The 22,883-nt window shown below is 75.2% G+C and carries 22 protein-coding genes; 10 read left to right on the forward strand and 12 right to left on the reverse strand.

Features of this window, described 5'->3' with window-relative positions:
• Positions 1 to 30 precede the first annotated feature (30 nt).
• The 5 genes from ACRYRX_RS16875 (at position 31) to ACRYRX_RS16895 (ending at position 5,785) form a co-directional block, all read left to right on the forward strand.
• The gene (locus tag ACRYRX_RS16875) at positions 31 to 1,122 is read left to right on the forward strand and encodes a substrate-binding domain-containing protein (RefSeq protein ID WP_432513609.1); all 1,092 of its coding nucleotides are present in this window, start codon (positions 31 to 33) and stop codon (positions 1,120 to 1,122) included.
• Positions 1,119 to 1,856, forward strand: coding sequence for a GolD/DthD family dehydrogenase (locus tag ACRYRX_RS16880; protein WP_432513611.1), 738 nt, complete (start codon positions 1,119 to 1,121; stop codon positions 1,854 to 1,856). Before ACRYRX_RS16875 ends, ACRYRX_RS16880 begins: the two co-directional genes overlap by 4 nt.
• 78 nt (positions 1,857 to 1,934) lie before the next feature.
• The gene (locus tag ACRYRX_RS16885) at positions 1,935 to 2,981 is read left to right on the forward strand and encodes an NAD(P)-dependent alcohol dehydrogenase (RefSeq protein WP_432513613.1); all 1,047 of its coding nucleotides are present in this window, start codon (positions 1,935 to 1,937) and stop codon (positions 2,979 to 2,981) included.
• Between the two features lies 1 nt (position 2,982).
• Positions 2,983 to 3,753: an SDR family NAD(P)-dependent oxidoreductase gene (locus ACRYRX_RS16890; protein WP_432513614.1), complete on the forward strand. Its 771-nt coding sequence runs from the start codon at positions 2,983 to 2,985 to the stop codon at positions 3,751 to 3,753.
• 25 nt (positions 3,754 to 3,778) lie between these two features.
• Positions 3,779 to 5,785, forward strand: a complete 2,007-nt coding sequence (locus tag ACRYRX_RS16895) for a TPM domain-containing protein (protein ID WP_432513616.1) — start codon at positions 3,779 to 3,781, stop codon at positions 5,783 to 5,785.
• 1 nt (position 5,786) lies between these two features.
• Here the strand turns inward: ACRYRX_RS16895 and ACRYRX_RS16900 are convergent, their stop codons facing one another.
• Both ACRYRX_RS16900 and ACRYRX_RS16905 read right to left on the reverse strand, forming a co-directional pair.
• The gene (locus ACRYRX_RS16900; RefSeq protein WP_432513619.1) at positions 5,787 to 6,182 is read right to left on the reverse strand and encodes a MerR family transcriptional regulator; all 396 of its coding nucleotides are present in this window, start codon (positions 6,180 to 6,182) and stop codon (positions 5,787 to 5,789) included.
• The gene (locus ACRYRX_RS16905) at positions 6,169 to 6,591 is read right to left on the reverse strand and encodes a hypothetical protein (RefSeq protein WP_432513621.1); all 423 of its coding nucleotides are present in this window, start codon (positions 6,589 to 6,591) and stop codon (positions 6,169 to 6,171) included. The genes ACRYRX_RS16900 and ACRYRX_RS16905 overlap by 14 nt, the downstream gene beginning before the upstream one ends.
• Before the next feature lie 115 nt (positions 6,592 to 6,706).
• Here ACRYRX_RS16905 and ACRYRX_RS16910 point away from each other — a divergent pair, with 115 nt between their 5' ends.
• Together ACRYRX_RS16910 and ACRYRX_RS16915 are read left to right on the forward strand one after the other, a co-directional pair.
• Positions 6,707 to 7,423 (forward strand): PspA/IM30 family protein, encoded by a 717-nt coding sequence (locus tag ACRYRX_RS16910; protein ID WP_432513622.1) that lies wholly within the window; start codon positions 6,707 to 6,709, stop codon positions 7,421 to 7,423.
• 173 nt (positions 7,424 to 7,596) lie between these two features.
• Positions 7,597 to 8,889 (forward strand): dicarboxylate/amino acid:cation symporter, encoded by a 1,293-nt coding sequence (locus tag ACRYRX_RS16915; RefSeq protein WP_432513623.1) that lies wholly within the window; start codon positions 7,597 to 7,599, stop codon positions 8,887 to 8,889.
• Positions 8,890 to 8,986: 97 nt separating this feature from the next.
• Here ACRYRX_RS16915 and truB read toward each other — a convergent pair whose 3' ends face one another.
• The 8 genes from truB to ACRYRX_RS16955 form a co-directional block, all read right to left on the reverse strand.
• Positions 8,987 to 9,877 (reverse strand): tRNA pseudouridine(55) synthase TruB, encoded by an 891-nt coding sequence (truB, locus tag ACRYRX_RS16920; protein WP_432513625.1) that lies wholly within the window; start codon positions 9,875 to 9,877, stop codon positions 8,987 to 8,989.
• A gap of 146 nt (positions 9,878 to 10,023) precedes the next feature.
• A complete protein-coding gene (locus tag ACRYRX_RS16925) occupies positions 10,024 to 10,542 on the reverse strand; it encodes a DUF3592 domain-containing protein (RefSeq protein WP_432513626.1) in 519 nt (172 codons plus the stop codon).
• 23 nt (positions 10,543 to 10,565) lie between these two features.
• Positions 10,566 to 11,084, reverse strand: a complete 519-nt coding sequence (rbfA, locus tag ACRYRX_RS16930) for a 30S ribosome-binding factor RbfA (RefSeq protein ID WP_432513628.1) — start codon at positions 11,082 to 11,084, stop codon at positions 10,566 to 10,568.
• A gap of 25 nt (positions 11,085 to 11,109) precedes the next feature.
• Complete coding sequence (locus tag ACRYRX_RS16935; protein ID WP_432513630.1) at positions 11,110 to 11,403, reverse strand: DUF503 domain-containing protein; 294 nt, start codon at positions 11,401 to 11,403, stop codon at positions 11,110 to 11,112.
• Between the two features lie 84 nt (positions 11,404 to 11,487).
• Positions 11,488 to 14,613, reverse strand: a complete 3,126-nt coding sequence (gene infB / locus ACRYRX_RS16940) for a translation initiation factor IF-2 (RefSeq protein ID WP_432513633.1) — start codon at positions 14,611 to 14,613, stop codon at positions 11,488 to 11,490.
• A gap of 91 nt (positions 14,614 to 14,704) precedes the next feature.
• Positions 14,705 to 15,022: a YlxR family protein gene (locus ACRYRX_RS16945; protein ID WP_432513634.1), complete on the reverse strand. Its 318-nt coding sequence runs from the start codon at positions 15,020 to 15,022 to the stop codon at positions 14,705 to 14,707.
• 68 nt (positions 15,023 to 15,090) lie between these two features.
• Complete coding sequence (gene nusA, locus ACRYRX_RS16950) at positions 15,091 to 16,095, reverse strand: transcription termination factor NusA (RefSeq protein WP_432513636.1); 1,005 nt, start codon at positions 16,093 to 16,095, stop codon at positions 15,091 to 15,093.
• Positions 16,092 to 16,682 (reverse strand): LSm family protein, encoded by a 591-nt coding sequence (locus ACRYRX_RS16955; RefSeq protein WP_432513637.1) that lies wholly within the window; start codon positions 16,680 to 16,682, stop codon positions 16,092 to 16,094. Before ACRYRX_RS16955 ends, nusA begins: the two co-directional genes overlap by 4 nt.
• A gap of 129 nt (positions 16,683 to 16,811) precedes the next feature.
• Between ACRYRX_RS16955 and ACRYRX_RS16960 the strand changes: the two genes are divergently transcribed.
• Positions 16,812 to 17,864, forward strand: a complete 1,053-nt coding sequence (locus ACRYRX_RS16960) for a DUF4439 domain-containing protein (RefSeq protein WP_432513639.1) — start codon at positions 16,812 to 16,814, stop codon at positions 17,862 to 17,864.
• A gap of 38 nt (positions 17,865 to 17,902) precedes the next feature.
• Positions 17,903 to 18,787, forward strand: a complete 885-nt coding sequence (locus ACRYRX_RS16965; RefSeq protein WP_432513640.1) for an endonuclease/exonuclease/phosphatase family protein — start codon at positions 17,903 to 17,905, stop codon at positions 18,785 to 18,787.
• On the opposite strand, the gene ACRYRX_RS16970 is transcribed toward ACRYRX_RS16965, so the two are convergent.
• On the reverse strand, positions 18,784 to 20,154 hold the full coding sequence (locus ACRYRX_RS16970) for a diguanylate cyclase domain-containing protein (protein WP_432513641.1): 1,371 nt from the start codon (positions 20,152 to 20,154) through the stop codon (positions 18,784 to 18,786). The two genes, ACRYRX_RS16965 and ACRYRX_RS16970, sit on opposite strands and share 4 nt — an antisense overlap.
• A gap of 102 nt (positions 20,155 to 20,256) precedes the next feature.
• Between ACRYRX_RS16970 and ACRYRX_RS16975 the strand changes: the two genes are divergently transcribed.
• Positions 20,257 to 21,081 (forward strand): tryptophan-rich sensory protein, encoded by an 825-nt coding sequence (locus ACRYRX_RS16975; RefSeq protein WP_432513643.1) that lies wholly within the window; start codon positions 20,257 to 20,259, stop codon positions 21,079 to 21,081.
• Here the strand turns inward: ACRYRX_RS16975 and ACRYRX_RS16980 are convergent.
• Positions 21,050 to 22,810: a proline--tRNA ligase gene (locus tag ACRYRX_RS16980; RefSeq protein WP_432513645.1), complete on the reverse strand. Its 1,761-nt coding sequence runs from the start codon at positions 22,808 to 22,810 to the stop codon at positions 21,050 to 21,052. The genes ACRYRX_RS16975 and ACRYRX_RS16980 overlap by 32 nt on opposite strands.
• Positions 22,811 to 22,883 lie beyond the last annotated feature (73 nt).

Genomic DNA, 22,883 nt, shown 5'->3' on the forward strand with positions numbered 1-22,883 from the left:
GCACCCCCACCCCTCCCGAGGAGTTCCACGATGTCCGAAGAGCACACCCTGAACCGCCGCACCCTGCTCACCGGTTCCTTCGGGATCGGCGCCCTGACGCTGGCCCTGGCCGCCTGCGGCGCCGGTGACCCGACCGCGAACCAGGACTCCGGTTCCGGCGACGACGCCTCCGAGGACGCGAAGTCCCTGCGCATCGGCGTGAGCGTGTACGACATGAGCTCGTTCATCACCGCCGGCAAGGAGGGGATGGACGCGTACGCGGAGGCGGAGGGCATCGAACTGCTCTGGAACTCCGCGAACCTGGACGTCAACACCCAGGCCTCCCAGGTCGACCAGTACGTCAACGCCGGCGTCGACGCCATCATCGTCGTCCCCGTGCAGGCCGACTCCCTGCAGCCGCAGGTCGCCGCGGCCAAGGCCGCCGGCATCCCCCTCGTCGCGGTCAACGCCGAGCTGAACTCCACCGACATCGCCGGCAACGTCCAGCCCGACGACGTCGCGGCCGGCGCCGCCGAGATGCAGATGATGGCCGACGCCCTCGGCGGCAAGGGCAAGATCGTCGTCCTGCAGGGCCCGCTGGGCCAGTCCGGGGAGATCAACCGGACCAAGGGCATCAAGCAGGTGCTGGCGAACTACCCCGGCATCGAGGTGCTCGCCATGGACACCGCGAACTGGAAGCGCGACGAGGCCGTCAACAAGGTCAAGAACTGGATCTCCGCGTTCGGCGACGACCTGAACGGCGTCGTGTCCGAGAACGACGACATGGGCCTGGGTGCGCTGCAGGCGCTCAAGGAGGCCGGCAAGACGATCCCCGTCGTCGGGATCGACGGCATCGAGGACGGCCTGAACGCCGTCAAGAGCGGGGAGTTCATCGGGACGATGCTGCAGAACGGCACCGTCGAGCTGTCCGCCGGGCTGGCCGTCGCGGCCGCCATCGCGGCCGGGACCGAGGTGAACACCGAACCCGTCTACAACATGCCGAAGATCACCAAGGAGAACGTCGACGTCGCCATCGAGCACGTCGTCACCGACCGCGCCGCGTTCCTGGCGAAGCTGCCCGAGCTGACCGAGCAGAACCTGGCCACCGGCGACATCGCGAACGAGGGGATCCCGGGGCAGTGACGAGCACCCCGGCCGACCCGGGCTCGCGGGTCGCCCTGGTGACCGGCGGGGCCAGCGGCATCGGCGCGGCGATCGTCGCCGCGTTCGAGGCCGAGGGCACCCGGGTCGCCGTGCTCGACCGCGACGAGGACTCGCTCGCCGCGGCCGGCGGGCGGTTCCACGTCGCCGCCGACGTCACCGACCCCGCCGCGGTGTCCGCGGCCGTCGACGAGGTCGTCGGCCGGGCCGGCCGGCTCGACGTCCTGGTGAACTGCGCGGGCACCGCCACGATCGCCCCGGCGCTGGAGATCGACCTGGCGGGCTGGTCGCGCACCGTCGCGGTCAACCTCACCGGCAGCTTCGTCGTCGCCCAGGCCGTCGCGCGCCACCTCGCGGCGCGCGGCGGCGGGCGGATCGTCACGATCGCCTCCCAGGCCGCCACGGTCGGGCTCGACGGCCACGTCGCCTACGCCGCGTCCAAGGCGGGGCTGCTCGGCATGACCCGCACCCTGGCCCTGGAGTGGGGGCCGCTGGGCATCACCGTGAACACCGTCTCCCCCACCGTCGTCCTCACCCCGCTGGCCCGGCCGAACTGGGACAACCCGAAGGGGGACGCGCTCAGGGCGCAGATCCCCGTCGGGCGGTTCGCCGAACCCGGCGAGGTCGCCGACGCCGTCCTGTTCCTGGCCGGGCCGTCCGCGGCGATGGTCAACGGCCACGACCTCGTCGTGGACGGCGGCTACACGATCCGCTGAGCCACCGGCCGCGGCACCCGCCACCGGACCGGGCACCCTGGGACCCGTCCCACCCGAAACCCCCGAGGAGAGTCGCAGATGACCACCGGAACGATCCCCCGCACCATGCGGGCCAGCGTCCTGCTGAAGCAGGGCGTCATCGAGATGCAGGAACGCCCGGTGCCCACCCCCGGCGACGGCGAGGTGCTCGTGCGGGTGGGTTCGGTCGGCGTCTGCGGCTCCGACGTCCACTACTACCAGCACGGCCGCATCGGCGACATGGTCGTCACCGCCCCGATCGTCCTGGGCCACGAGGTCTCCGGGACGGTCGTGGGCGTGGGCCGCGGGGTCCCCGAGGACCGCGTCGGCGACCGCGTCGCCCTCGACCCGCAGGTCCCGTGCCGGCAGTGCCGCCAGTGCAAGACGGGCCGGTCGAACCTGTGCCCGTTCATGGAGTTCTACGCGACGCCGCCGTTCGACGGGACGTTCTGCGACTACGTCACCGCCCCCGCCGACCAGGCGCACACGGTGCCCGACAGCCTGTCCGACGAGTCCGCCGCCCTGCTCGAACCCCTGAGCGTGGGCCTGTGGGCCGCGCACAAGGCGGACGTCGGGCCCGGCGACCAGGTCCTCATCGCCGGCGCCGGCCCCATCGGGGCGATGTGCGCGCAGGCCGTCCGGGCCCGGGGCGCCACCGACGTCGTCGTCACCGACTTCGTCGACTCCCGCCGCGAGCGCATCACGTCCTTCGGCGCGACCCGCGCGCTGCACCCGGTCACCGACGCCGAGGAGATCGCCGCCCTGCGCGCCGACGCGTTCATCGACTGCTCGGGCGCGACGCCGGCGGTCCTGTCCGGCATCGCCAGCACCCGTGGCGGGGGGACCGTCGTCCTCGTGGGTCTGGGCGCGGAGGAGATGCCGCTGCCGGTGCAGCTCATCGCCACCCGCGAGATCAACGTCACCGGCGTGTTCCGCTACGTCGACACCTGGCCGCGCGGCATCGCCCTCACCACCTCCGGCGCCGTGCACCTGGACGACATGGTCACCGCGCGGTACCCGCTGGAGCAGGTCGAGGAGGCCCTCAACGCCGACTCCGACCCGCTGAGCATGAAGGCCGTCGTCGTCGTGAACCCGGCCGGGGCCTGACGTGGGCGTCCTGGACCGCTTCTCCCTCGAGGGCCGCGTCGCCCTCGTCACCGGCGGCTACAAGGGGCTGGGCCGGGGGTTCGCCCAGGCCCTCGCCGAGGCCGGCGCCGACGTGGCCGTCGCCGCCCGCGACGAGGACGCCTGCGTCGCCGCGGCCGCCGAGATCGCCGCCTCGACCGGCCGCCGCACCCTGGGCCTGCGCCTGGACGTCACCTCCCGCCCCGAGGTGGAGGCGGCGGTCGCCCGGGTCACCGGGCACCTCGGCCGCCTCGACGTGCTCGTGAACAACGCCGGGACCTGCGTGCACCGCCCGGCGCTGGAGGTGACCGACGAGGAGTACGACGACGTCATCACCACCAACCTCAAGGGCGTGTGGCTGCCCAGCGTCGTGGCCGCCCGCTGGATGGCCGACCACGGCGGCGGGAACATCGTCAACGTCGGCTCGATCAGCGCGCACATCGTCAACCGCCCCCAGCTGCAGCCGGTCTACAACGCCTCCAAGGCCGCCGTGCACCAGCTCACCAAGTCGCTCGCGGCGGAGTGGGCGCCGCTGGGCATCCGGGTCAACGCGATCGCCCCCGGGTACGTGAAGACGGAGATGGCCCCGGTCGACCGGCCCGAGTTCCGCCGGATGTGGATCGAGGACGCCCCCATGCAGCGGTACTCCACGCCCGAGGAGATCGCCGCGACGGTGGTGTACCTCGCCTCGGGGGCCTCCAGCTTCTCCACCGGGGCGGTCGTCGTCACCGACGGCGGCTACACGCTCTTCTGAGGGGCGGGTGCGCCAGACTGACCGCGTGCTGCGATCACGTCTGGCCGCCCTGCCCCTGGCGCTGGGGCTGCTCGTGCCCGGCGCGCTGCTCGTGGACGCCGCGCCCGCCGCGGCGGCCGAACCGTTCCGGCTCGCCGGCCAGGTCACCGACCGGGTCGGCGCGCTGGACGGGCGCGAGCAGGAGGTCGACGCGGCGCTGGAGGACCTGCGGGCCGGCACCGACGTCCAGCTGTGGGTCGTCTACGTCGACACCTTCGACGGCCGGGACGGCCGGACCTGGGCCGACGAGACCGCCCGCACCTCCGGGCTCGGGCTGGACGACGTCCTGCTGGCCGTCGCCACGCAGGACCGCGCCTACGCCTACTCCACCGACGACGCCTCCCCCCTCTCGCAGGGCGACCTGGACGCGGTCGCCCGGGACACCGAGGCCGAGCTGGCGCAGGAGGACTGGGCCGGGGCCGTCGTCACCGGCGCGCGGTCCCTGGAGGACGAGCTGCGCCCCTCCCACGCGCTGTGGTGGGTGATCGGCGCCCTCGCCGTCGCCGGGTTCGCGGTCATCGCCGTCGTGTCCCTGGTGCACCGGCACCGGAACCGCCCCGAGGCCACCGGCCCCACCCCCGAGTTCGCCGGGCGCCCGACCGGGGAACTGCGGACGCTGGCCGACACGCTGCTCGTGCAGGCCGACGACGCGGTCCGCTCCGCGGGGCAGGAGCTGCAGTTCGCGACCGCGGAGTTCGGGACGGACCGGACCGCGGAGTTCGCCGCCGTGCTCGACCGCGCCCGCACCGCCCTGCAGCAGGCGTTCACCGCCCGGCAGTCCCTCGACGACGACGTCCCCGAGACCGAGGAGCAGCGGCGCCGGGTCCTCGCCGAGGTCGTCGCCTCCTGCCGCGCCACCGGCGGCACCCTCGAGGAGGTCGCGGCGTCGGTGGACGCGCTGCGCGACCTCGTGCGCCGGGCCCCGACGGTGCTGGACCGGATCGAGGCGGCGCTGCCGGGGCTGCGCGCGCAGGTGGACCCGGCGCGGGACCTGCTGTCCCGGCTGCGCGCCGAGTTCGGCGACCCCGCGCTGGCGCCGGTCGCCGACGCCGTCGCCCAGGCCCGCGACCGGATCGGGACGGCGCAAACCTCGTGCGCCGCGGCGCGGGCGGCGCTGCCCGACCCGAGCCGGTCCGGTGAGGTCGTCGACGCCGTGCGCGCCGCCGAGGCGGCCGCCGCCCAGGCCGCGCAGCTGCTGGCGGGCGTCTCGCGCACCGAGGCGGACCTGCGCCGGGCCGTGGTCGAGGTGCCCGTGGCGCTCGCGCGGCTGCGGGCCGCGGCGGCCGAGCCCGTCGAGAGCGCCCCGGGGGTGCCGACCGCCGGGTTCGCCACCGCGGCGGCCGCGGCCCGGGCCGTCGCCGACCAGGCCGCCACGACCGCCGGGCCGGACCCGCTGGGCACCCTGCACCGCGTCGTGGAGGCCGAGCGCGCCCTGGACGCCGCCCGCGACCGCGTCGAGGAGGCCGCCGGGGCCCGCCGCGCCGTGCAGGACGCGCTGGAGCAGACCCTGGTGGCGGCCCGCGCCGAGATCGCCGCCGCGGACGAGTTCATCGCACTGCGCCGCGGTGCCGTCGGCCCGGCCGCGCGCACCCACCTCGGGGAGGCGCAGCGGTCCCTGACCCGGGCCGTGCAGCTGGCGGAGTCGGACCCGGCCGCGGCCCTCGAGCACGCCCGCCGCGCCGACGCCCTCGCCGAGCGGGCGGGGACGCGGGCGCGCTCGGACGTGGAGTCGTGGCAGACGTCCCGGACCGGGGGCGGGGACGACCTCGGCGCCGTCCTCGGCGGGATCCTGTGGGAGACCGGCGGTCCGGCCTCGCGGCGCCGGTCGGGCTGGGGCGGCGGGTTCGGCGGCGGGTTCGGCGGCGGGTTCGGCGGTGGATTCGGCGGTGGATTCGGCGGTGGATTCGGCGGTGGGTCGCCGTCCGGGCGGCGCTCCTCCGGTCCGCGACGCTCCTCCGGAGGTGGCCGGCGCGGTTCCGGCGGCCGGTTCTGACTCAGCCCGCGAGCGCCTCGACGACCGGGCAGGCGGCGCCGGGGTCCAGGCACCGGGCGGCCAGCAACCCGGCGATCGCCTCGCGAGTGCGGACGAGGTCGGCGATGCGGGCGTCGATCTCGGCGAGCTTGGCGAAGGCCTGCTCCGCCACGTCGGCGGCCACGACACCGGTGGCGCGGGTCTGCGCCGACACGGCGCTGAACGTCGACAGCTCGGCGAGGGTGAAGCCGAGCTCCTGACCGCGGCGCAGGAAGCGGACGGTCCGCACGTCCTCCTCGGTCCAGGACCGGTACCCGTTCGGGTCCCGCCCCGGCGCGGGCAGGACCCCCCTGCGTTCGTAGAAGCGGAGGGTGGAGACGGGGATCGCAGCCGCGCGGGCGAGCTCAGACGTGCGCACGCCGGGACCCTACGAGCACCGCCGCCTGCACGACCGCCCAGGCGACCTCCAGCACGAGCACCCCCCCGACCAGGGGTGAGGCTCCGCGGGTGAGGGCGGCGGCCATGCCGAGCGCGAAGAACGCTCGTGCCGCGACGTCGGCCGCACCGGCCGCGGCGCCGGGACGCAGCAGCCGGAACACCGCCCACACCACCACGAGCCCACCCATCAGGTTGGCGAACATCACCGTGAACGGGTCGGGGTGCGGGACGGCACCGGCGAGCCCGAGGCTCTCGTGCGCCCGTCCGGCGACGGCGAGGACGGCGGGGGCGGTGACGGGCAGGGCGAACCCGGCCGTGACGAGCAGGTCGTAGCCGGCGGAGGCCCGCACGACGCGACGCACGGACGGAGCAGGGGTGGTGGGGGTCACGGGACGACGATCGACCCTGCACCGCGGTGCGGGGTCAAGTCGACGCCGCGGGCGCCGGGCCGGGGCGTGCGGCAGGATCGCGGACGGCACACCCCGACGAGAGCGGAGGACTCCGGTGGCGGAGAAGCAGACGATCCTGGGCCGCATCGCCCAGCTGGCGCGCGCGAACGTCAACGCGCTGCTGGACGAGGCCGAGGACCCCGAGAAGATGCTCGACCAGATGGTCCGCGACTACACGGCCAACATCACCGAGGCCGAGGCGGCGATCGCGCAGACCATCGGGAACCTGCGGCTGGCCGAGGCCGACCGCGACGACGACGTCGCCGCGGTGCGGGAGTGGGGCGCCAAGGCCGCGGCGGCCTCGGCCAAGGCCGACAGCTTGCGCGCCGCCGGGCAGAACGCCGAGGCGGACCGCTTCGACGAGCTGGCCAAGGTGGCCCTCAAGCGGCAGATCTCCTTCGAGCAGGAGGTGAGCGCCGCCGAACCGCAGATCGCCGCGCAGACCGAGGTGGTCGCCAAGCTCAAGGCCGGCCTGGCGGCCATGAAGGAGAAGCTGACCGCGCTGAGGACCCGGCGCGACCAGCTGGTCGCCCGCGCGAAGGCCGCCCAGGCCCAGGCGCAGGTGCAGTCCGCGATCGGGTCGCTGAACGTGCTCGACCCGACGTCGGAGCTGCACCGCTTCGAGGAACGGGTCCGCCGCGAGGAGGCCCGCGTCGCCGGTCGGGCCGAGCTGCAGGCCGACTCGATCGAGGCGCAGTTCGCCTCGCTGGAGGACGCCGCCACCGACCTCGACGTCGAGGCGCGGCTGGCCGCGCTGAAGTCGCGGGGCTGACCGGGAACAAGCCCCGCCACGCCGTGGTTGGGCCCTGCGGCATGGACACTGGATGGGACCTCACCGAACGCCTGCACATCGACCTGCAGCGGACGGCGAGCGCGCGGTAGCGGGACGAGCGAACACCCCGTCCCGCCACCCCCTCGTCCCCTGGAGTCCCCGTGCTCGCCCGCGTGAAACGGACGCCGTTCGGCGTCCAGGTCCTCATCGGCCTCGTCCTCGGCATCGTCCTCGGCGCCCTCGCCCGCTCCCTCGGCGGGACCAGCGAGGACCCGAACTGGCTGACGACGACGCTCAGCACCATCGGCTCGATCTTCGTCACCCTGCTGCGGGCGCTCGTACCGCCGCTGGTGCTGCTGGCCGTCGTCACCTCGATCGCCAACCTGCGGCAGGTCACCAACGCCGCCCGCCTGGCCTGGCAGACGCTGCTCTGGTTCGCCCTCACCGCGCTCGTCGCCGTCGCGATCGGCATCGGCATCGGCGTCCTGACCGACCCCGGCGCGCGGTCCTCCGTCGACGCCTCGGCCGCGGAGGAGCCCGGCTCCACGGGGTCCTGGCTGGACTTCCTGCAGGGCATCGTGCCCGGCAACACGTTCGCGCTGGAGGGTTCGGCCTCCGACGACGGCAGCGTCTCGCTGAACTTCAACGTGCTGCAGCTGCTCGTCATCGCCGTCGTCCTGGGCATCGCCGTCCTGAAGGTCGGCGAGAAGGCCGACCCGGTGCTGAACGTCGCCCGCTCCGGCCTGGCCGTCGTGCAGACCGTCCTGTGGTGGGTCATCCGGCTCGCCCCGATCGGCACCGTCGGTCTGCTCGGCAAGGCGGTGGCGACCTACGGCTGGGACGCGCTGAGCCCGCTGGGCGTCTTCGTCGTCGACGTCTACGTCGGCCTCGCCCTGGTGATCTTCGTGGTCTACCCGGTCCTGCTGCGCGCCCACGGCCTGAGCGTCCGCAGCTTCTTCTCCGGGGTGTGGCCCGCGACGCAGCTCGCCTTCGTCTCGCGCTCGTCCATCGGCACCCTGCCGGTGACCCAGCGCGTCACCGAGGACCTCGGGGTGCCGCAGTCCTACGCCTCCTTCGCCGTCCCGCTGGGCGCGACGACCAAGATGGACGGCTGCGCCGCGATCTACCCGGCGCTGGCGGCGATCTTCGTGGCCGGGTTCTTCGGCGTCGACCTGTCGATCACCGACTACCTGCTCATCGCGTTCGTCTCCGTCGTCGGCTCGGCGGCCACCGCCGGCCTGACCGGCGCCACGGTCATGCTGACGCTGACCCTGTCGACGCTGGGCCTGCCGCTGGCCGGGGTCGGGCTGCTGCTGGCCATCGACCCGATCCTGGACATGGGCCGCACGGCCGTGAACGTCACCGGTCAGGCGCTCGTGCCGGCCATCGTCGCCAAGCGCGAGGGCATCCTGGACCTGGACCGGTACCGCCGGCGCCACGCGGTCCGCGAGACCGTGGACGCCTGAGGCCGACTCCGCTCGGAGCACCGTTCGGGCCCCGCACGCTCGGCGTGCGGGGCCCGAACCGCGTCCAGGGGCGCTTTCCCCGAGGCGGACCGCGGGGTCAGCCCGCGGCGGCCAGGACCAGCAGGGGCTTGGCCCCGCGCGCGGTGTCGCCGATGAGCGCCACCAGGGTGCCGTCCGGCGCGAACGCCCCCACCGGCCCCGGGGTCCCGGACGCCGTGAGGAAACCGCCGTGACCCAGGTTCGCCGCCTCCCGCTCGTCGACCTCGCGGACGGGGAACAGCCGGCGCGCGACCGCGGCCAGCGGCTCCACGCGCGGCGCGGCCTCCAGCTCCTCCAGGGTGAGCGCCTCGTCGAGGGTGAAGGGGCCCGAACGGGTGCGCCGCAACGCGGTCAGGTGGCCCCCCACCCCCAGGGCGCGGCCGAGGTCGCGGGCCAGCGCCCGCACGTACGTGCCGCTGGAGACCTCCACGACGACGTCGAGGTCCAGGAACGGCCCCTCGACCCGGCGGTCGGTGACCTCGAACCGCGAGACCGTCACCGGGCGCGCCGGCAGCTCCACGTCCTCACCACCGCGCACCCGCGCGTAGCTGCGCCGGCCGTCGACCTTGATGGCGCTCACCGAGCTCGGCACCTGCTGGATCGGGCCCGTCAGCGCCGCGACCGCGTGCGCCACCGCCTCCGGCGGCACCGCCGAGGCGTCCACGGGCTCGCCGAGCGCCTCGCCCTCGGCGTCGTCGGTGACGGTCGCGACGCCGAGCCGGACCGTCGCCGTGTACGCCTTGTCGTGGGCGACGAGGTGGGTCAGGAACTTCGTCCCGCGGTTCGCGCCGAGCACGAGGACGCCGGTCGCGGCCGGGTCCAGCGTCCCGGCGTGCCCGACGCGGCGGGTCGACAGCAGGCGGCGGCAGCGGCCGACGACGTCGTGGCTGGTCCAGCCGAGGGGCTTGTCCACGACGACGACGCCGTCACCGACCCCGGGCGCGGTCACCGGCCCACCCCCGTCCGGTCGGCGGCTGGGGCCGCGGGAGAGGGTCCCCCGCCCGGGGCGGGGTGGGCTGGGGCGTCCGTGGTGAGCAACACGGTGAGAAGCATGCCGTGCCCGCAGGGCCGGGCCGTCCCCCGCCGCTGCGCGGGTCAGAACACCGACGCCACGAAGCGCGCCATCACCGCGACGACGGCGAGGAAGACGAGACCGAACACCGCGAGCGCGACACCGCTGAACCCGCGGCCGAGGAGGGAGCCGCCCTCGGCCCGCACGTGCGCGCGGTCGGGGTCGGACGGGTCGTAGACGACCTGCGCGGGCCGGCCGGTGACGAAGGACCGGTTCCAGACCTGGTCCCCGACCACCGTGACGTCCCGGCCGTCCACGGCGAACCGGACGACCGGGGAGAACGTCATGCGCTGCTCGCGGTGGCTGGTGATGCGGTTGTCGACGACGGTCCCGGTGGTCGAGACGCCGTCGGCGCGCAGCCGCAGCGCCTCCCGGGAGCGGGAACGGGCGCGCAGCGCCATCCGCAGGCCACCGGCGACGACACCCACGCCCAGCAGGGCGGTCAGCACGAGGATCACGACGAAGGGGGTGGGGACGCCGTCGCCCCCACCGACCACCGCGTCGACACCGAGGCCGCGCAGGCCCGGCAACTGCGGTTCCATGCTCACCACAGTGCCACGAGGCGTCAGATCCGGTCGGGTTCTCCGGGAACCTCGTCGTCCTCGTCGAGGTCGTCGTCGAGGTCCTCGTCGGAGTCCTCGTCGAGGTCGTCGTCGTCGGCGTGCTCGACGGGTTTCCTGTACGGGTCGACGTCGCCGGCGGGCTTGGCGCCCTGGGCGAGCGCGGCGACGCGGGCGTCCTGCTCGGCCGCCTTCGACAGCAGCTCGGTGATCTGCTGGGCGGTCTCGGGGACCTCGTCGGCGGTGAACGTCAGGGTCGGCGTCAGGCGGATCCCGGTGCGCTTGCCGACCTCCGAGCGCAGCACGCCCTTGGCCGACTCCAGCGCGGCCCGGGTGCCGGCCTTCTCCTCCTCGCTGCCGAGGACGGTGTAGTAGAGGGTCGCGTGCTGCAGGTCGTTCGTCACCCGGGCGTCGGTGATCGTGACGAACCCCAGGCGGGGGTCCTTGACGCGCTTGTCCAGGGCGTCGGCGACGACGACCTTGATGCGGTCGGCGAGCTTGCGGGCGCGGGTGGGGTCCGCCACGGGAACTCCTGAGGATCGGTCGGGATCAGTCGTCCGACGACAGGAACTGCCGCCGGGCGGAGAGGATCTGGAACTCGGGGTGCGCCGCGACGAGGCGTTCGCACCGGTCGAGCACGTCGACGCAGCGGGCGGCGTCGGCGGCCACCACGGCGACCGCGACCTCGGCCCGCCGGTGCAGGTCGAGGTGGCCGGTCTCGGCCGCGGCGACCTCGAAGGAACGGCGCAGCTCGGCGACCAGCGGCCGCACGATGCTGCGCTTGCCCTTGAGGGAGTGGACGTCGCCCAGCAGCAGGTCGACGGTCAGCGTTGCAGTGAACATGGTGTCCGCTGGTTCTCAGCGCGGTGGCAGCCGGGGCGGGACCGTGCGGTCCCGCCCCGGCCACCGGGTCAGGGCGTCAGCCGATCAGCTGCGCGTCTTCTCCTGCATCTCGAACGTCTCGATGACGTCGTCGATCTGGAGGTCGTTGTACGACCCGAGGCCGATACCGCACTCGTAGCCCTCGCGGACCTCGGTGGCGTCGTCCTTGAAGCGTCGCAACGACTCGATGGTGAGGTTGTCCCCGTGCACGACACCCCTGCGCAGCACGCGCGCCTTGGTGTTGCGCCGGATGAGACCCGACCGGACGAGGCAGCCGGCGATGTTGCCGAACTTGGACGAGCGGAAGATCTCACGGACCTCCGCCGTACCGAGCTGCACCTCTTCGAACTCCGGCTTGAGCATGCCCTTGAGCGATGCCTCGACGTCCTCGATCGCCTGGTAGATGACCGAGTAGAACCGGATGTCGACGCCCTCGCGGTCGGCGTACTCCTTGGTCTGCTGCTCCGGGCGCACGTTGAACCCGATGATGATCGCGTTCGAGGCGACGGCGAGGTTGACGTTGTTCTTCGTCACCGCACCGACACCGCGGTCGATCACGCGCAACTCGACCTCGTCGCCGACGTCGATCTTGTACAGCGCGTCCTCGAGGGCCTCGACCGACCCCGCACCGTCACCCTTGAGGATGAGGTTGAGGGTCTCGACCTTGCCCTGCTCCAGCGCCTTGGTGAAGTCCTCCAGCGAGATGCGCTTGCGCGCCTTCGCCAGGGCCGCGTTGCGCTCCTGCGCCTCGCGCTTCTCCGCGATCTGCCGGGCGGTCCGGTCGTCCGGAGCCGCGAGGAAGGTGTCGCCGGCGCCGGGCACCGAGGTCAGGCCGAGCACCTGGACCGGACGCGACGGGGTCGCCGCCTCCACGTTGTCGCCGTTCTCGTCGAGCATCGCGCGGACGCGGCCGTAGCCGGTGCCCGCGACGATCGCGTCGCCGACGCGCAGGGTCCCCGACTGCACCAGGACGGTGGCCACGGGGCCGCGGCCCTTGTCGAGGTTGCCCTCGATCGCGACACCGCGGGCGTCCTTGTCGGGGTTGGCCCGCAGGTCCAGCGAGGCGTCGGCGGTGAGCAGGACGGCCTCGAGGAGGTCGTCCAGGCCCATGCCCTGCTTCGCCGAGACGTTGACGAACATCGTGTCGCCGCCGTACTCCTCGGCCACCAGGTTGTACTCGGTCAGCTGCTGCCGGACCTTGTCCGGGTTCGCGCCTTCCTTGTCGACCTTGTTGACCGCGACGACGATCGGGACGTCGGCCGCCTGGGCGTGGTTGAGCGCCTCGATGGTCTGGGGCATCACGCCGTCGTCGGCCGCCACCACGAGGATCGCGATGTCGGTGACCTTCGCACCGCGGGCACGCATGGCCGTGAAGGCCTCGTGACCGGGGGTGTCGATGAAGGTGATCGGCCGCTCGGTGCCCTCGTGCTCCTTGACGACCTGGTAGGCGCCGATGTGCTGGGTGATGCCACCGGCCTCCTTCGCCACGACGTCGGAGGAGCGGATGGCGTCGAGCAGCTTCGTCTTCCCGTGGTCGACGTGACCCATGACGGTCACGACCGGCGGACGGGCCTCCAGCTCGTCGTCGCCCTCGGCCTCCAGCTCGGCGTCGAGGTCGATGGAGAAGCCCGCGAGCAGCTCGCGCTCCTCGTCCTCGGGCGAGACGACCTCGATGACGTAGCCGAGCTCCTGCCCGAGCACCTGGAAGGTGTCCTCGTCCAGGGAGGCGGTCGCGGTGACCATCTCGCCCAGGTGGAAGAGGATCGTGACCAGGGCCGCGGGGTCGGCGTCGATGCGCTCGGCGAAGTCGCTCACCGACGCGCCGCGCCGGATGCGGATGACGGTCGAGCCGTCCCCGCGCCGGACCTGCACGCCGCCGACCGACGGCGCCGCCATCGACTCGAACTCCTGGCGCTTGGCGCGCTTGGACTTGCGGCCGCGGGCGGGCTTGCCGCCCGCACGGCCGAACGCACCCTGGGTGCCGCCGCGACCGCCGCGCGGACCGCCGCCACCGCCACCGGGACGACCGGCGAAGCCGCCGCCACCGCCGGCACCGGGACCACCGGGACGGCCGGCGAAACCGCCGCCGGCCCCACGGCCGCCACCGGGACCACCACGACCCGGGGCGCCGGGACGACCGGCGCCGGCACCCGGACGGCCGACCGTCGGGCGCGCGGGCATCATGCCCGGGTTGGGGCGAGGACCACCCGGACGGGGGCCACCGGGGCCGGGCGCACCGCCCGGACGGGGACCGCCCTGCGGACGGGGCATGCCCTGGTTGGCCGCGAACGGGTTGTTGCCCGGACGCGGCGCACCACCCTCGCGCTGCGGCCGGGGCATGCCCTGGCTCGTCGCGAAGGGGTTGTTGCCCGGACGCGGCGCACCGCCACCGGGACGGGGGGCACCACCGGGGGCACCGGCACCACCGGGACGGCCCTGGCGGTCGCCCTGCGGGCGGTCGCCACGGGGACGGTCGCCACCGGGGCGGTCACCGCGCTCGGGACGGTCGCCGGGGCGGCCACCGCGCTCGGGACGCCCGGGGGCGCCACCCTGACCGGGCGCACCCGGACGGGCGCCGGGGCCACCGGGGCCGGGACGGGCGCCCGGACGCGGGCCCTGACCCGGACCGCCGGAGGCCGGCGGGGTGGACGGACGCGCACCCGGCGTGGGGCGCTGACCCGGAGCCGCCGGACGCTGCGCAGCGGGACGCTCGACCGGACGGTCGGCGGGGGTGCTGGGCGGGGCCTGGAAGGCCGGACCGGTCGCCGCCGGAGCGGGAGCCGCCGGAGCGGGAGCCGCGGGGGCGGGTGCCGACGGCGCGGGGGCCGCCGGAGCCGGTGCCGGAGCCGGCGGGGTCGGCGCAGCCGGGGTGGGACCACCCGCGGGGGCCGCCGGACGCGCGGGCGCCGGAGCCGCCGGACGGGCGGCGGGAGCCGGACCCGGACGGGCACCGGGGGGGACGCGCGGACCCGGCTTCACCGCCGGACCCGGGCGGGCGGCGCTGGCGCCGCCCTCGTTCGGGAACTTGTCCTTCAGCCGCCGGATGACCGGCGGTTCGACGGTCGAGCTCGCAGACCGCACGAACTCGCCCATCTCCTTGAGCGTGGCCAGCACGACCTTGCTCTCGACTCCGAACTCCTTGGCGAGCTCGTAGACCCGGACCTTTGCCACATCTCTCCTGTCTCGGTCCGGGCTCGTCTCTACCGGGCGCGGACCGTCATCAGTCGGGGGGATTCATCGCTGGAAGCTCATCGGGTGCTCATCAGCTGTTCGACCCGTTCTCATCGGTGGTGGTGGACACGACGGCCTCGTGCGGCGACGAGTCCAGGAAGGACCGTACGCCCGAGGGGTCGAGGGGAGCTGCGCGGCGCAGCGCGCGGGGCCAGGCCCTGCGCTTGTCCGCCAGCTCCAGACACGCGGGGCTGTGGTGCAGCCACGCGCCCCTGCCCGGGAGGCTGCGCCGCACGTCGACGAGGAGGACTCCCGCCTCGTCCGGTGCGACGACGACTCTCAGCAGCGACGACCGGCCGTCGCGGCGACGGCACCCCACGCACGTGCGCTCCGGTTCGGAGGCAGGCACGGGGGACCGCCGGTCGCGGGGACCGGTCGCAGGCAGTGTAACGATGACGGACAGTCTAGCCTTCCCGCTCAGCCTTCGCCCGCGGGTGCCTCCGCCGCCGGGGTGTCGGGCCGGATGTCGATGCGCCAGCCGGTCAGCTTCGCGGCGAGGCGGGCGTTCTGCCCCTCCTTGCCGATGGCCAGGGACAGCTGGTAGTCGGGCACCACGACCCGCGCGGACCGCGCCGCGAGGTCGACGACCTCGACGGAGTTCACCCGCGCCGGCGACAGCGCGTTGGCGACGAAGCGCGCCGGGTCCTCGTGGAAGTCGACGATGTCGATCTTCTCGCCGCGCAGCTCGGCCATCACCGCCCGCACGCGCTGACCCATCGGCCCGATGCAGGCGCCCTTGGCGTTGACCCCCGACCGGGTGGCGCGCACGGCCATCTTCGAGCGGTGCCCCGCCTCCCGGGACAGCGCCGTGATCTGCACCGTCCCGTCGGCGATCTCGGGGACCTCCAGGGCGAACAGCTTGCGCACCAGCTGCGGGTGGGAGCGGCTGAGCACCACCTGCGGGCCCTTGGGGCCCTTCTTCACGCTCACCACGAAGCAGCGGATGCGCGAGCCGTGCTCGTACCGCTCCCCCGGCACCTGCTCGGCCGGCGGCAGCACGCCCTCCAGGGCCCCCAGGTCGACCTGGACCACCTTCGGGTCCCGGCCCTGCTGGACGATCCCGGAGACGATCTCGCCCTCGGTCTCGGCGAACTCGCCGAGCACGGCGTCGTCCTCGGCGTCGCGCAGGCGCTGCAGGATGACCTGCCGGGCCGTGCCCGCCGCGATGCGCCCGAACCCGGTGGGGGTGTCGTCGAACTCGCCGACGACCACGCCCTGCTCGTCGCGCTCCTTCGCCCAGACCCGGACCTCCCCGCTGCTGCGGTCCAGCTCGACGCGGGCGTCCGGGTGCGCCTTGTGGTCGGTGTGCTCGGTGCGGTGGTAGGCCACGAGCAGCGCCTGCTCGATGGCCCGCACCAGCGTCTCGAACGGGATCTCCCGATCGCGCTCGAGCATCCGCAGGGCGGCCATGTCGATGTTCACTGCTCGTCCTCGTCCTCGTCGTCCAGCTCGTGCTCGTCCGCCACGAGGTCCTCGATGTCCGCGCCCGCGCGGCGGAACTCCACCTGCACCTCACCGCGCACCAGGTCGGCCCAGGGCAGGTCGTGCGGGGCCCCCACGTCCTTGGCCCGCGGGGGCTTGCCCTTCACCATCTGCGGTTCACCCGTCCCGTGGACCCCGGCCTCGTCGACCGAGACCACGCGCACCAGGACCGCCGAACCGTCGGCCAGCACCGCGCGCACCAGCCGCCCGCGCGCCCGCGCCCAGTGCCGCGGCGTCGTCAGCGGCCGGTCCACGCCCGGGGAGGTGACCTCGAGGGTGTACGGGGTCTCCCCCAGCACCCCCGCGTCGTCGAGCGCCTGCGAGACGGCGGCCGAGGCCGCGGCGACCGCGTCCAGGTCGATGTCGGACGGTTCGTCCCCCGCGCCGTCGACGACGACGCGCACGACGTGCCGGCGGCCGGCGGTGCTGACGTCGACGTCGTCCAGGACCAGGGAGTCCCCGAGCTCGGAGCCGGGGGCGAACACCGGGGCCAGAGCCCCTCTGACGGTCTCCTCGAGCGTCGACACGACCGCCCCTCCCTGCTCTCGAGTTGTCCTGACGGCCACGCACCGGAACCGGCGCGGGCACGACGGGACAGCTTAGTCGGTGTCCGGCCCTGCCCGGTCCGGCGTGCGGGCCTGGCACGATCGGTGCCCGTGCCCACCGCCCCCGCGGCCCCGCGCCGCCGCACCCTGCTCGGATCGCTCCTGCTCGCCGGTGCCGGGCTCAGCGGGTGCGGGGTGCGCTGGGTGAGCGGGCCGGAGCCGACTCCCACCGCCGATCCGGGACCCGACGACCTCGCGCGCGGAGCCGCCGTCGCCGGGACCCGGTCGCTGCTGGACCTGCTCGTGCCCGCCGCGTCGGGACCGGCGCCCCTGCGGGCCGCCGCCGAGGAGGGGGTGCGGGTCTGCCGGGCGCACCTGGTGGCGCTCGGGGCGGACGGGACACCGGCCCCGTCCCCCACCAGCCCGTCCGCCGCCCCGGACGCCGCCTCGGACGCCGCCCCGGACGCGCAGACCGTCGTGGACCGCCTGACGGCCGGGGCCACGTCCGCGCTCGCGGCGGCCGCCGCGTCCCCGGGGGCGGTCTCGGGCGGCCTGGCCCGCCTGCTCGCCTCGATCGCCGCCTCCCGGGCGGTGCTCGCCGACGCCGTGGCGACGGCCACCGGCTCGGCCGCCGGGCCGGTGGGGCTGCCGCCGGTCGCGGCGGCCGTCGCGTCACCGACCGCCACTGGACCGGCCGACCCGGCCGCCGACGAGCCCGCCGACGAGTCCACCGTCGGCCCCCTGCAGGCCGCGCTGGCCGGCGAGCACGCCGCCGTCTTCGCCTTCGGCCTCGTCGTGGCCCGCCTGGCCGGACCGCGGCGCACCGAGGCCGCCGGGGACCTCGCCGCCCACCGCGTCGCGCGCGACGACCTCGTCGACCGGATCACCGCGGCCGGCGCGACGCCCGTCCGCTCCGCCCCCGGGTACGACGTGGACGCCCCGACCGCCGAGGCGGCGCTCGCCCTGGCGGCCTCCGTGCAGGAGCGGCTGACGGCGCTGTACGCCGCCGTGGCCGCCGGGCCCACCACCGAGCGCGCGCTGGGCGCCGCCGCCGTGGTGACCGCCGCGCGGGGCGCCCGTCGCTGGGGTTCGACGGTCGCGGCCTTCCCCGGCCTGCCCGGGCTCACCGAGGACGGCTCCCCCGCGCCCACCGCGACCCCCTGAGCCCGCGGCCGGGGCCGCCCTGGGAGACTGCGCGGGCGATGAGCACCACACCCCACACCCCCGAGCCGGCCGGACCGCCGCTGCGCGTCATGACGTGGAACGTCTGGTGGCGCTTCGGGGACTGGCGGGCGCGGCGCGAGGCGATCCTGGCGGTGCTGCGCGAGCAGGCCCCCGACGTCGTGGGGCTGCAGGAGGTCTGGGCGGACGCCGAGGGCAACCTCGCGCGCTGGCTCGCCGCGCAGCTGGGGATGCACGTCGCGTGGTCGCCCTCCCCCGCGCCCGAGCGCTGGCGGCGGCGGCTGCTGCACCAGGGTCAGGACCCCGTGCTGGTGGACTCCCTCGAGTTCGGCAACGCCGTGCTGAGCCGCTGGCCGCTGCTGTCCACCGAGGTCCTCGACCTGCCCGGCGGCGGTCACGAGGACGAGGGCCGGACCGCGCTGCAGGTGTTCGTGGACGCACCCCGACGCCCCCTGCCCTTCACGACGACGCACCTGAACTCCTCACCGGCCGAGTCCGCCGTGCGGGTGGCCCAGGTCCGCGAGCTGGTGCCGTTCGTCGCGCGGGGCCGCCGGCGCGGCGAGCACTACCCGCCGGTCCTGACCGGGGACTTCAACGCCGTCGCCGAGTCCGACGAGCTGCGGTTGTGCCAGGGCTACCTGACGGCCGGGCCGGTGGACGGCTTCGTCCTCGTCGACTCCTGGCGCTTCGCCGACCCGGCGGACCCGGGCTTCACCTGGGACCGGCGCAACCCCTTCGTCGCGCGCGTCCACCAGCCCAGCGCGCGCATCGACCACGTCCTGGTCGGTCTGGCGCCGTTCACCGGCGAGGGGTCGGTGCGCGACGTCCGGCGGGTCGCGGTCGACCCGGTCGACGGGGTGTGGGCCAGCGACCACGCCGCCGTCGTGGTGGACCTCGAGCCCTAGGCTCCCCGCCGGCCCCGCCGCTTCACCGCGTACATCGCCGCGTCGGCGCGGCGCAGCACCCCGGCCACGCCCGCCGCCTCGCACCCCGGCGCGACGAGCGGGGCAACCCCGACGCTCACGCCGACGCTCACCACCGCGTCCTCCAGGACGACGGGGCGCCGCACGGCGTCGTCCAGCCTGCGGGCCAGCGCCGCGGCCTGCTCGGGGGTGGCGTGCGGGAGCAGGACCGCGAACTCGTCGCCGCCCAGCCGGGCCGCCAGGTCCCCGGCCCGGACCTCCTGCCGCAGCCGGCGGGCCACCTCGCACAGCAGCTCGTCCCCGACGTGGTGGCCGAAGCCGTCGTTGACCTGCTTGAAGCCGTCGAGGTCCAGCAGGAGCAGGGCCCCGCGCCGCGCGGGCAGCACGGCGGCGACCTCGCGCTGCAGCCGGCGGCGGTTCGCCAGCCCGGTGAGCGGGTCGTGGTCGGCCCGGTGCCGCAGGTCCTCCAGGTGGGCCTGCTCGGCCTGCCGCAGGCGGGCGCTGTCCACCACGAGAGCACCCTGCATCGCCAGCTGCTGCGCCACCCGGCGTTCGCGCTCGGTCCAGACCCGGGTGCCGCGGACGTCACCGCAGACGACCATCCCGACCGTGCCGGCCGAGGACATCAGCGGCATCGCCACGTACGAGCGCAGCCGCATCGTCTCGACGAACCCGCCGGGCCGGCCGGGGTGGGCGCCGGCGTCGTCGGCCAGCACCGGCCCGCCCTCCCGCCGGGCCTGCTGCCACACCGGGGAGTCCGAGGCGCGCCGGCCCACGACCATGTCCCGCAGCGCCCGGGCGACGTCAGCGGGCACGCCCACGTCGAGGACGTCGTGCACGCGGCCCTCGGCGTCGGTCAGGTGCACCGCGACCCGTTCGGCGCCCATCACCTCGGCGGTGACCCGGGCCAGCACCTCCCCCGCGGCCCGGACGCTGGCCGCCCGGGTCCCCTCCTCGAACAGCCGGCGGACGGCCTGCGCCACGGCCGCGTCGAGGTCGCGCTCCCGGCGGTTCGCCGACGCCTTCACGGCCACCGCGGTCACGTGGGCGAGCGTGCGGGTCGCCTCGGCGCACAGCTCCCCGGGCTGCACGCCCGCCAGGACGAGCCGGCCCAGGTCCTCGCCGAACAGGCGCAGCGGCAGGACGAGGCCGTCCTCCTCACCCGCGGGCGCCGGACGGTCGACGCGGGCCTCGACGGGCTCCCCGCAGGCCCGCGATACCAGGGCCGCCACCCGGCCGAGCACCGCGTCCAGCCCGATCCGCTCGTCGGAGACGACGTCGAGGAGCTCGCCCACCAGGCGGGTCCGGGGATCGACCGGCGCGGGGGCCGGGACGGGCGCGGCGTTCACGCTGAGGGGTATCGGCCGGTACCGGCGCCGGCTGGACCGGTCCGGCGGCAGCTCACACCGCCCCGGGCTGCGCCGCACCCGGGCAGCCCGCACCATCGGGGCATGAACGGCGACGCGCTGCCCACCACCGGTTCCGGCACCGGCACCCGCGACGGCGCCCGGCAGGCGGTGGTCGTGGCCAGCGCGGTCCTCGGGATCGCGGGGGCCGCGGTGGGGTCCGGGGCGTTCGGGGGGACCCCCATCGCCTCGGCGGCCGGCGGCGCCCTGGCCGCCGACGCGACGCTGGTCGCCCCCGCCGGACCGGCGTTCGCGGTCTGGTCGGTGGTCTACACCGGGCTGGTCGGGCTGGCCGTGTGGCAGGCGCTGCCGGCGCAGCGGGAGGACGCGCGCCAGCGCGCGACGGGCTGGTGGACGGCGGCCTCGCTGCTGCTGAACGCCGTCTGGATCGGGACCGTGCAGGCCGGCCGCGTGTGGCTGTCCGTCGCCGTCATCGCCGTGCTGCTCGTGGTCCTGGTCCGCACGTTCACCCTGCTCCTGGCGCAGCGCCCCGCCTCGCGGGTGGAGGCCCTGCTGGTCGACGGCACGGTCGGGCTCTACCTGGGCTGGGTGTCCATCGCGACGGTCGCCAACACGGCGGCGGCGTTGCGCGCCGGCGGGTTCACCGCGGGCGAACCCGGCTGGGCCGTCGGCGTGCTCGGGGTGGCCACCGCCGTCGGGGTCTTCACGGCCGTCCGCTCCCGGGGCCGGCTGGCGTTCGGCGCGGGGCTGGCCTGGGGCCTGGGCTGGGTGTCCGCGGCGCGCGCGGGCACGGAGGCGAACCCGTCGACGACGGTGGCCGTCGCCGCGGGGGCCGCGGCCGCGGTGGTCGCGGGGACCACCGTGGCCGTGCGGGTCCTCAGCCGCGGACGACGCCGAGCACGCGGCTGACCGCGTCCTGCACCGGCACCTGCTCGGCCTCGCCGCTGCGACGGTCCTTCAGCTCGACGGTGCCCTCGGCCAGCCCCTTGCCGACGACGAGGATCGTCGGGACGCCCACGAGCTCGGCGTCCTTGAACTTCACCCCGGGCGACACCTTCGGGCGGTCGTCGTAGAGGACCTCGACGCCCTGCGCGGACAGCTCGGCGGCGATCCGCTCCGCCGTCTCGAAGACGGCGGCGTCCTTGCCGGTCGCGACGACGTGGACGTCGGCCGGGGCCAGCTGCCGCGGCCACACCAGGCCCTTGTCGTCGTGGTTGCCCTCGGCGACGCAGGCCAGCGCGCGGGTGACGCCGACCCCGTAGGACCCCATGGTCACGACGACCTGCTTGCCGTTCTCGTCGAGCACCTTCAGGTCCAGGGCCTGCGCGAAGCGGCGGCCCAGGGCGAAGATGTGCGCGATCTCGATGCCGCGGGCCAGCTCCAGCGGGCCGGAACCGTCGGGCGCGGGGTCACCGGCCTTGACCTCGGCGGCCTCGACGAAGCCGTCGGGGGTGAAGTCGCGGCCGGCCACCAGGTCGTACACGTGCCGGCCGGGGGCGTCCGCGCCGGTCACCCAGGCGGTGCCGTCGACGACGCGGGGGTCGACGAGGTAGCGGATGCCGCTGGCGCTGCCCTCCCCCAGCACCCCGGGACCGATGTACCCCTTGACCAGCGCCGGGTGCCGGGCGAAGTCGGCGGCCTCGAACGGCTCGACCTCGGCCGGGGACAGCGCCGCCTCCAGCCGCTTGGCGTCGACCTCACGGTCGCCGGGGACGCCGACGGCCAGCGGCTCGCGGGTGCCGTCGGGGTGGCGCAGGACGACGAGGACGTTCTTCAGGGTGTCCGCGGCCGTCCACGGGCGGTCCGCCCTCGGGTGCAGCTCGTTGGACACCGCGACGAGGGTCTCGATGGTGGGGGTGTCGGGGGTGTCCTCGACGTGCGCGGCGGGCAGCCCGTCGAAGGGGATCGGCGGCGGCGCCAGCGTGGTGACGGCCTCGGCGTTCGCGGCGTACCCACCGGGGGAACGGACGAACGTGTCCTCCCCGATGGGCGTGGGGTGCAGGAACTCCTCGCTGCGCGAGCCGCCCATCGCCCCCGACACCGCCGAGACGATGACGAAGTCCAGGCCCAGCCGCTCGAAGATGCGGATGTAGGCCTGCCGGTGCAGCTCGTACGACTTCTCCAGCCCGGCGTCGTCGACGTCGAAGCTGTAGGAGTCTTTCATGGTGAACTCGCGGCCCCGGATGATCCCGGCGCGCGGGCGGGCCTCGTCGCGGTACTTCGTCTGGATCTGGTAGATCGACAGCGGCAGGTCCTTGTACGAGGAGTACAGGTCCTTCACCAGGAGCGTGAACATCTCCTCGTGGGTGGGGGCCAGCAGGTAGTCGGCGCCCTTGCGGTCCTTCAGCTTGAAGATGCCGTCGCCGTAGTCGCTCCAGCGGTTCGTCGCCTCGTAGGGCTCGCGGGGCAGCAGCGCCGGGAAGTGGACCTCCTGGGCGCCGGCGGCGTCCATCTCCTCGCGCACGACCTGCTCGACCTTGCGCAGCACCTTCAGCCCCAGCGGCAGCCACGTGTAGATCCCCGGTGCGGCGCGCCGGATGTACCCGGCCCGCACGAGGAGCTTGTGGCTGTCGACCTCGGCCTCGACCGGGTCCTCCCGCAGGGTCCGCAGGAACAGGGTCGACATCCGCATCAGCACCCGGACAGGCTACCGGCGCGCACCGGGCCGCCCCACGTCGCCGTCGCCGGACCGGGCGCCCCGCCCTGGCGCC

It is taken from the genome of Kineococcus lubricus (assembly GCF_050871965.1).
GTDB lineage: Bacteria > Actinomycetota > Actinomycetes > Actinomycetales > Kineococcaceae > Kineococcus.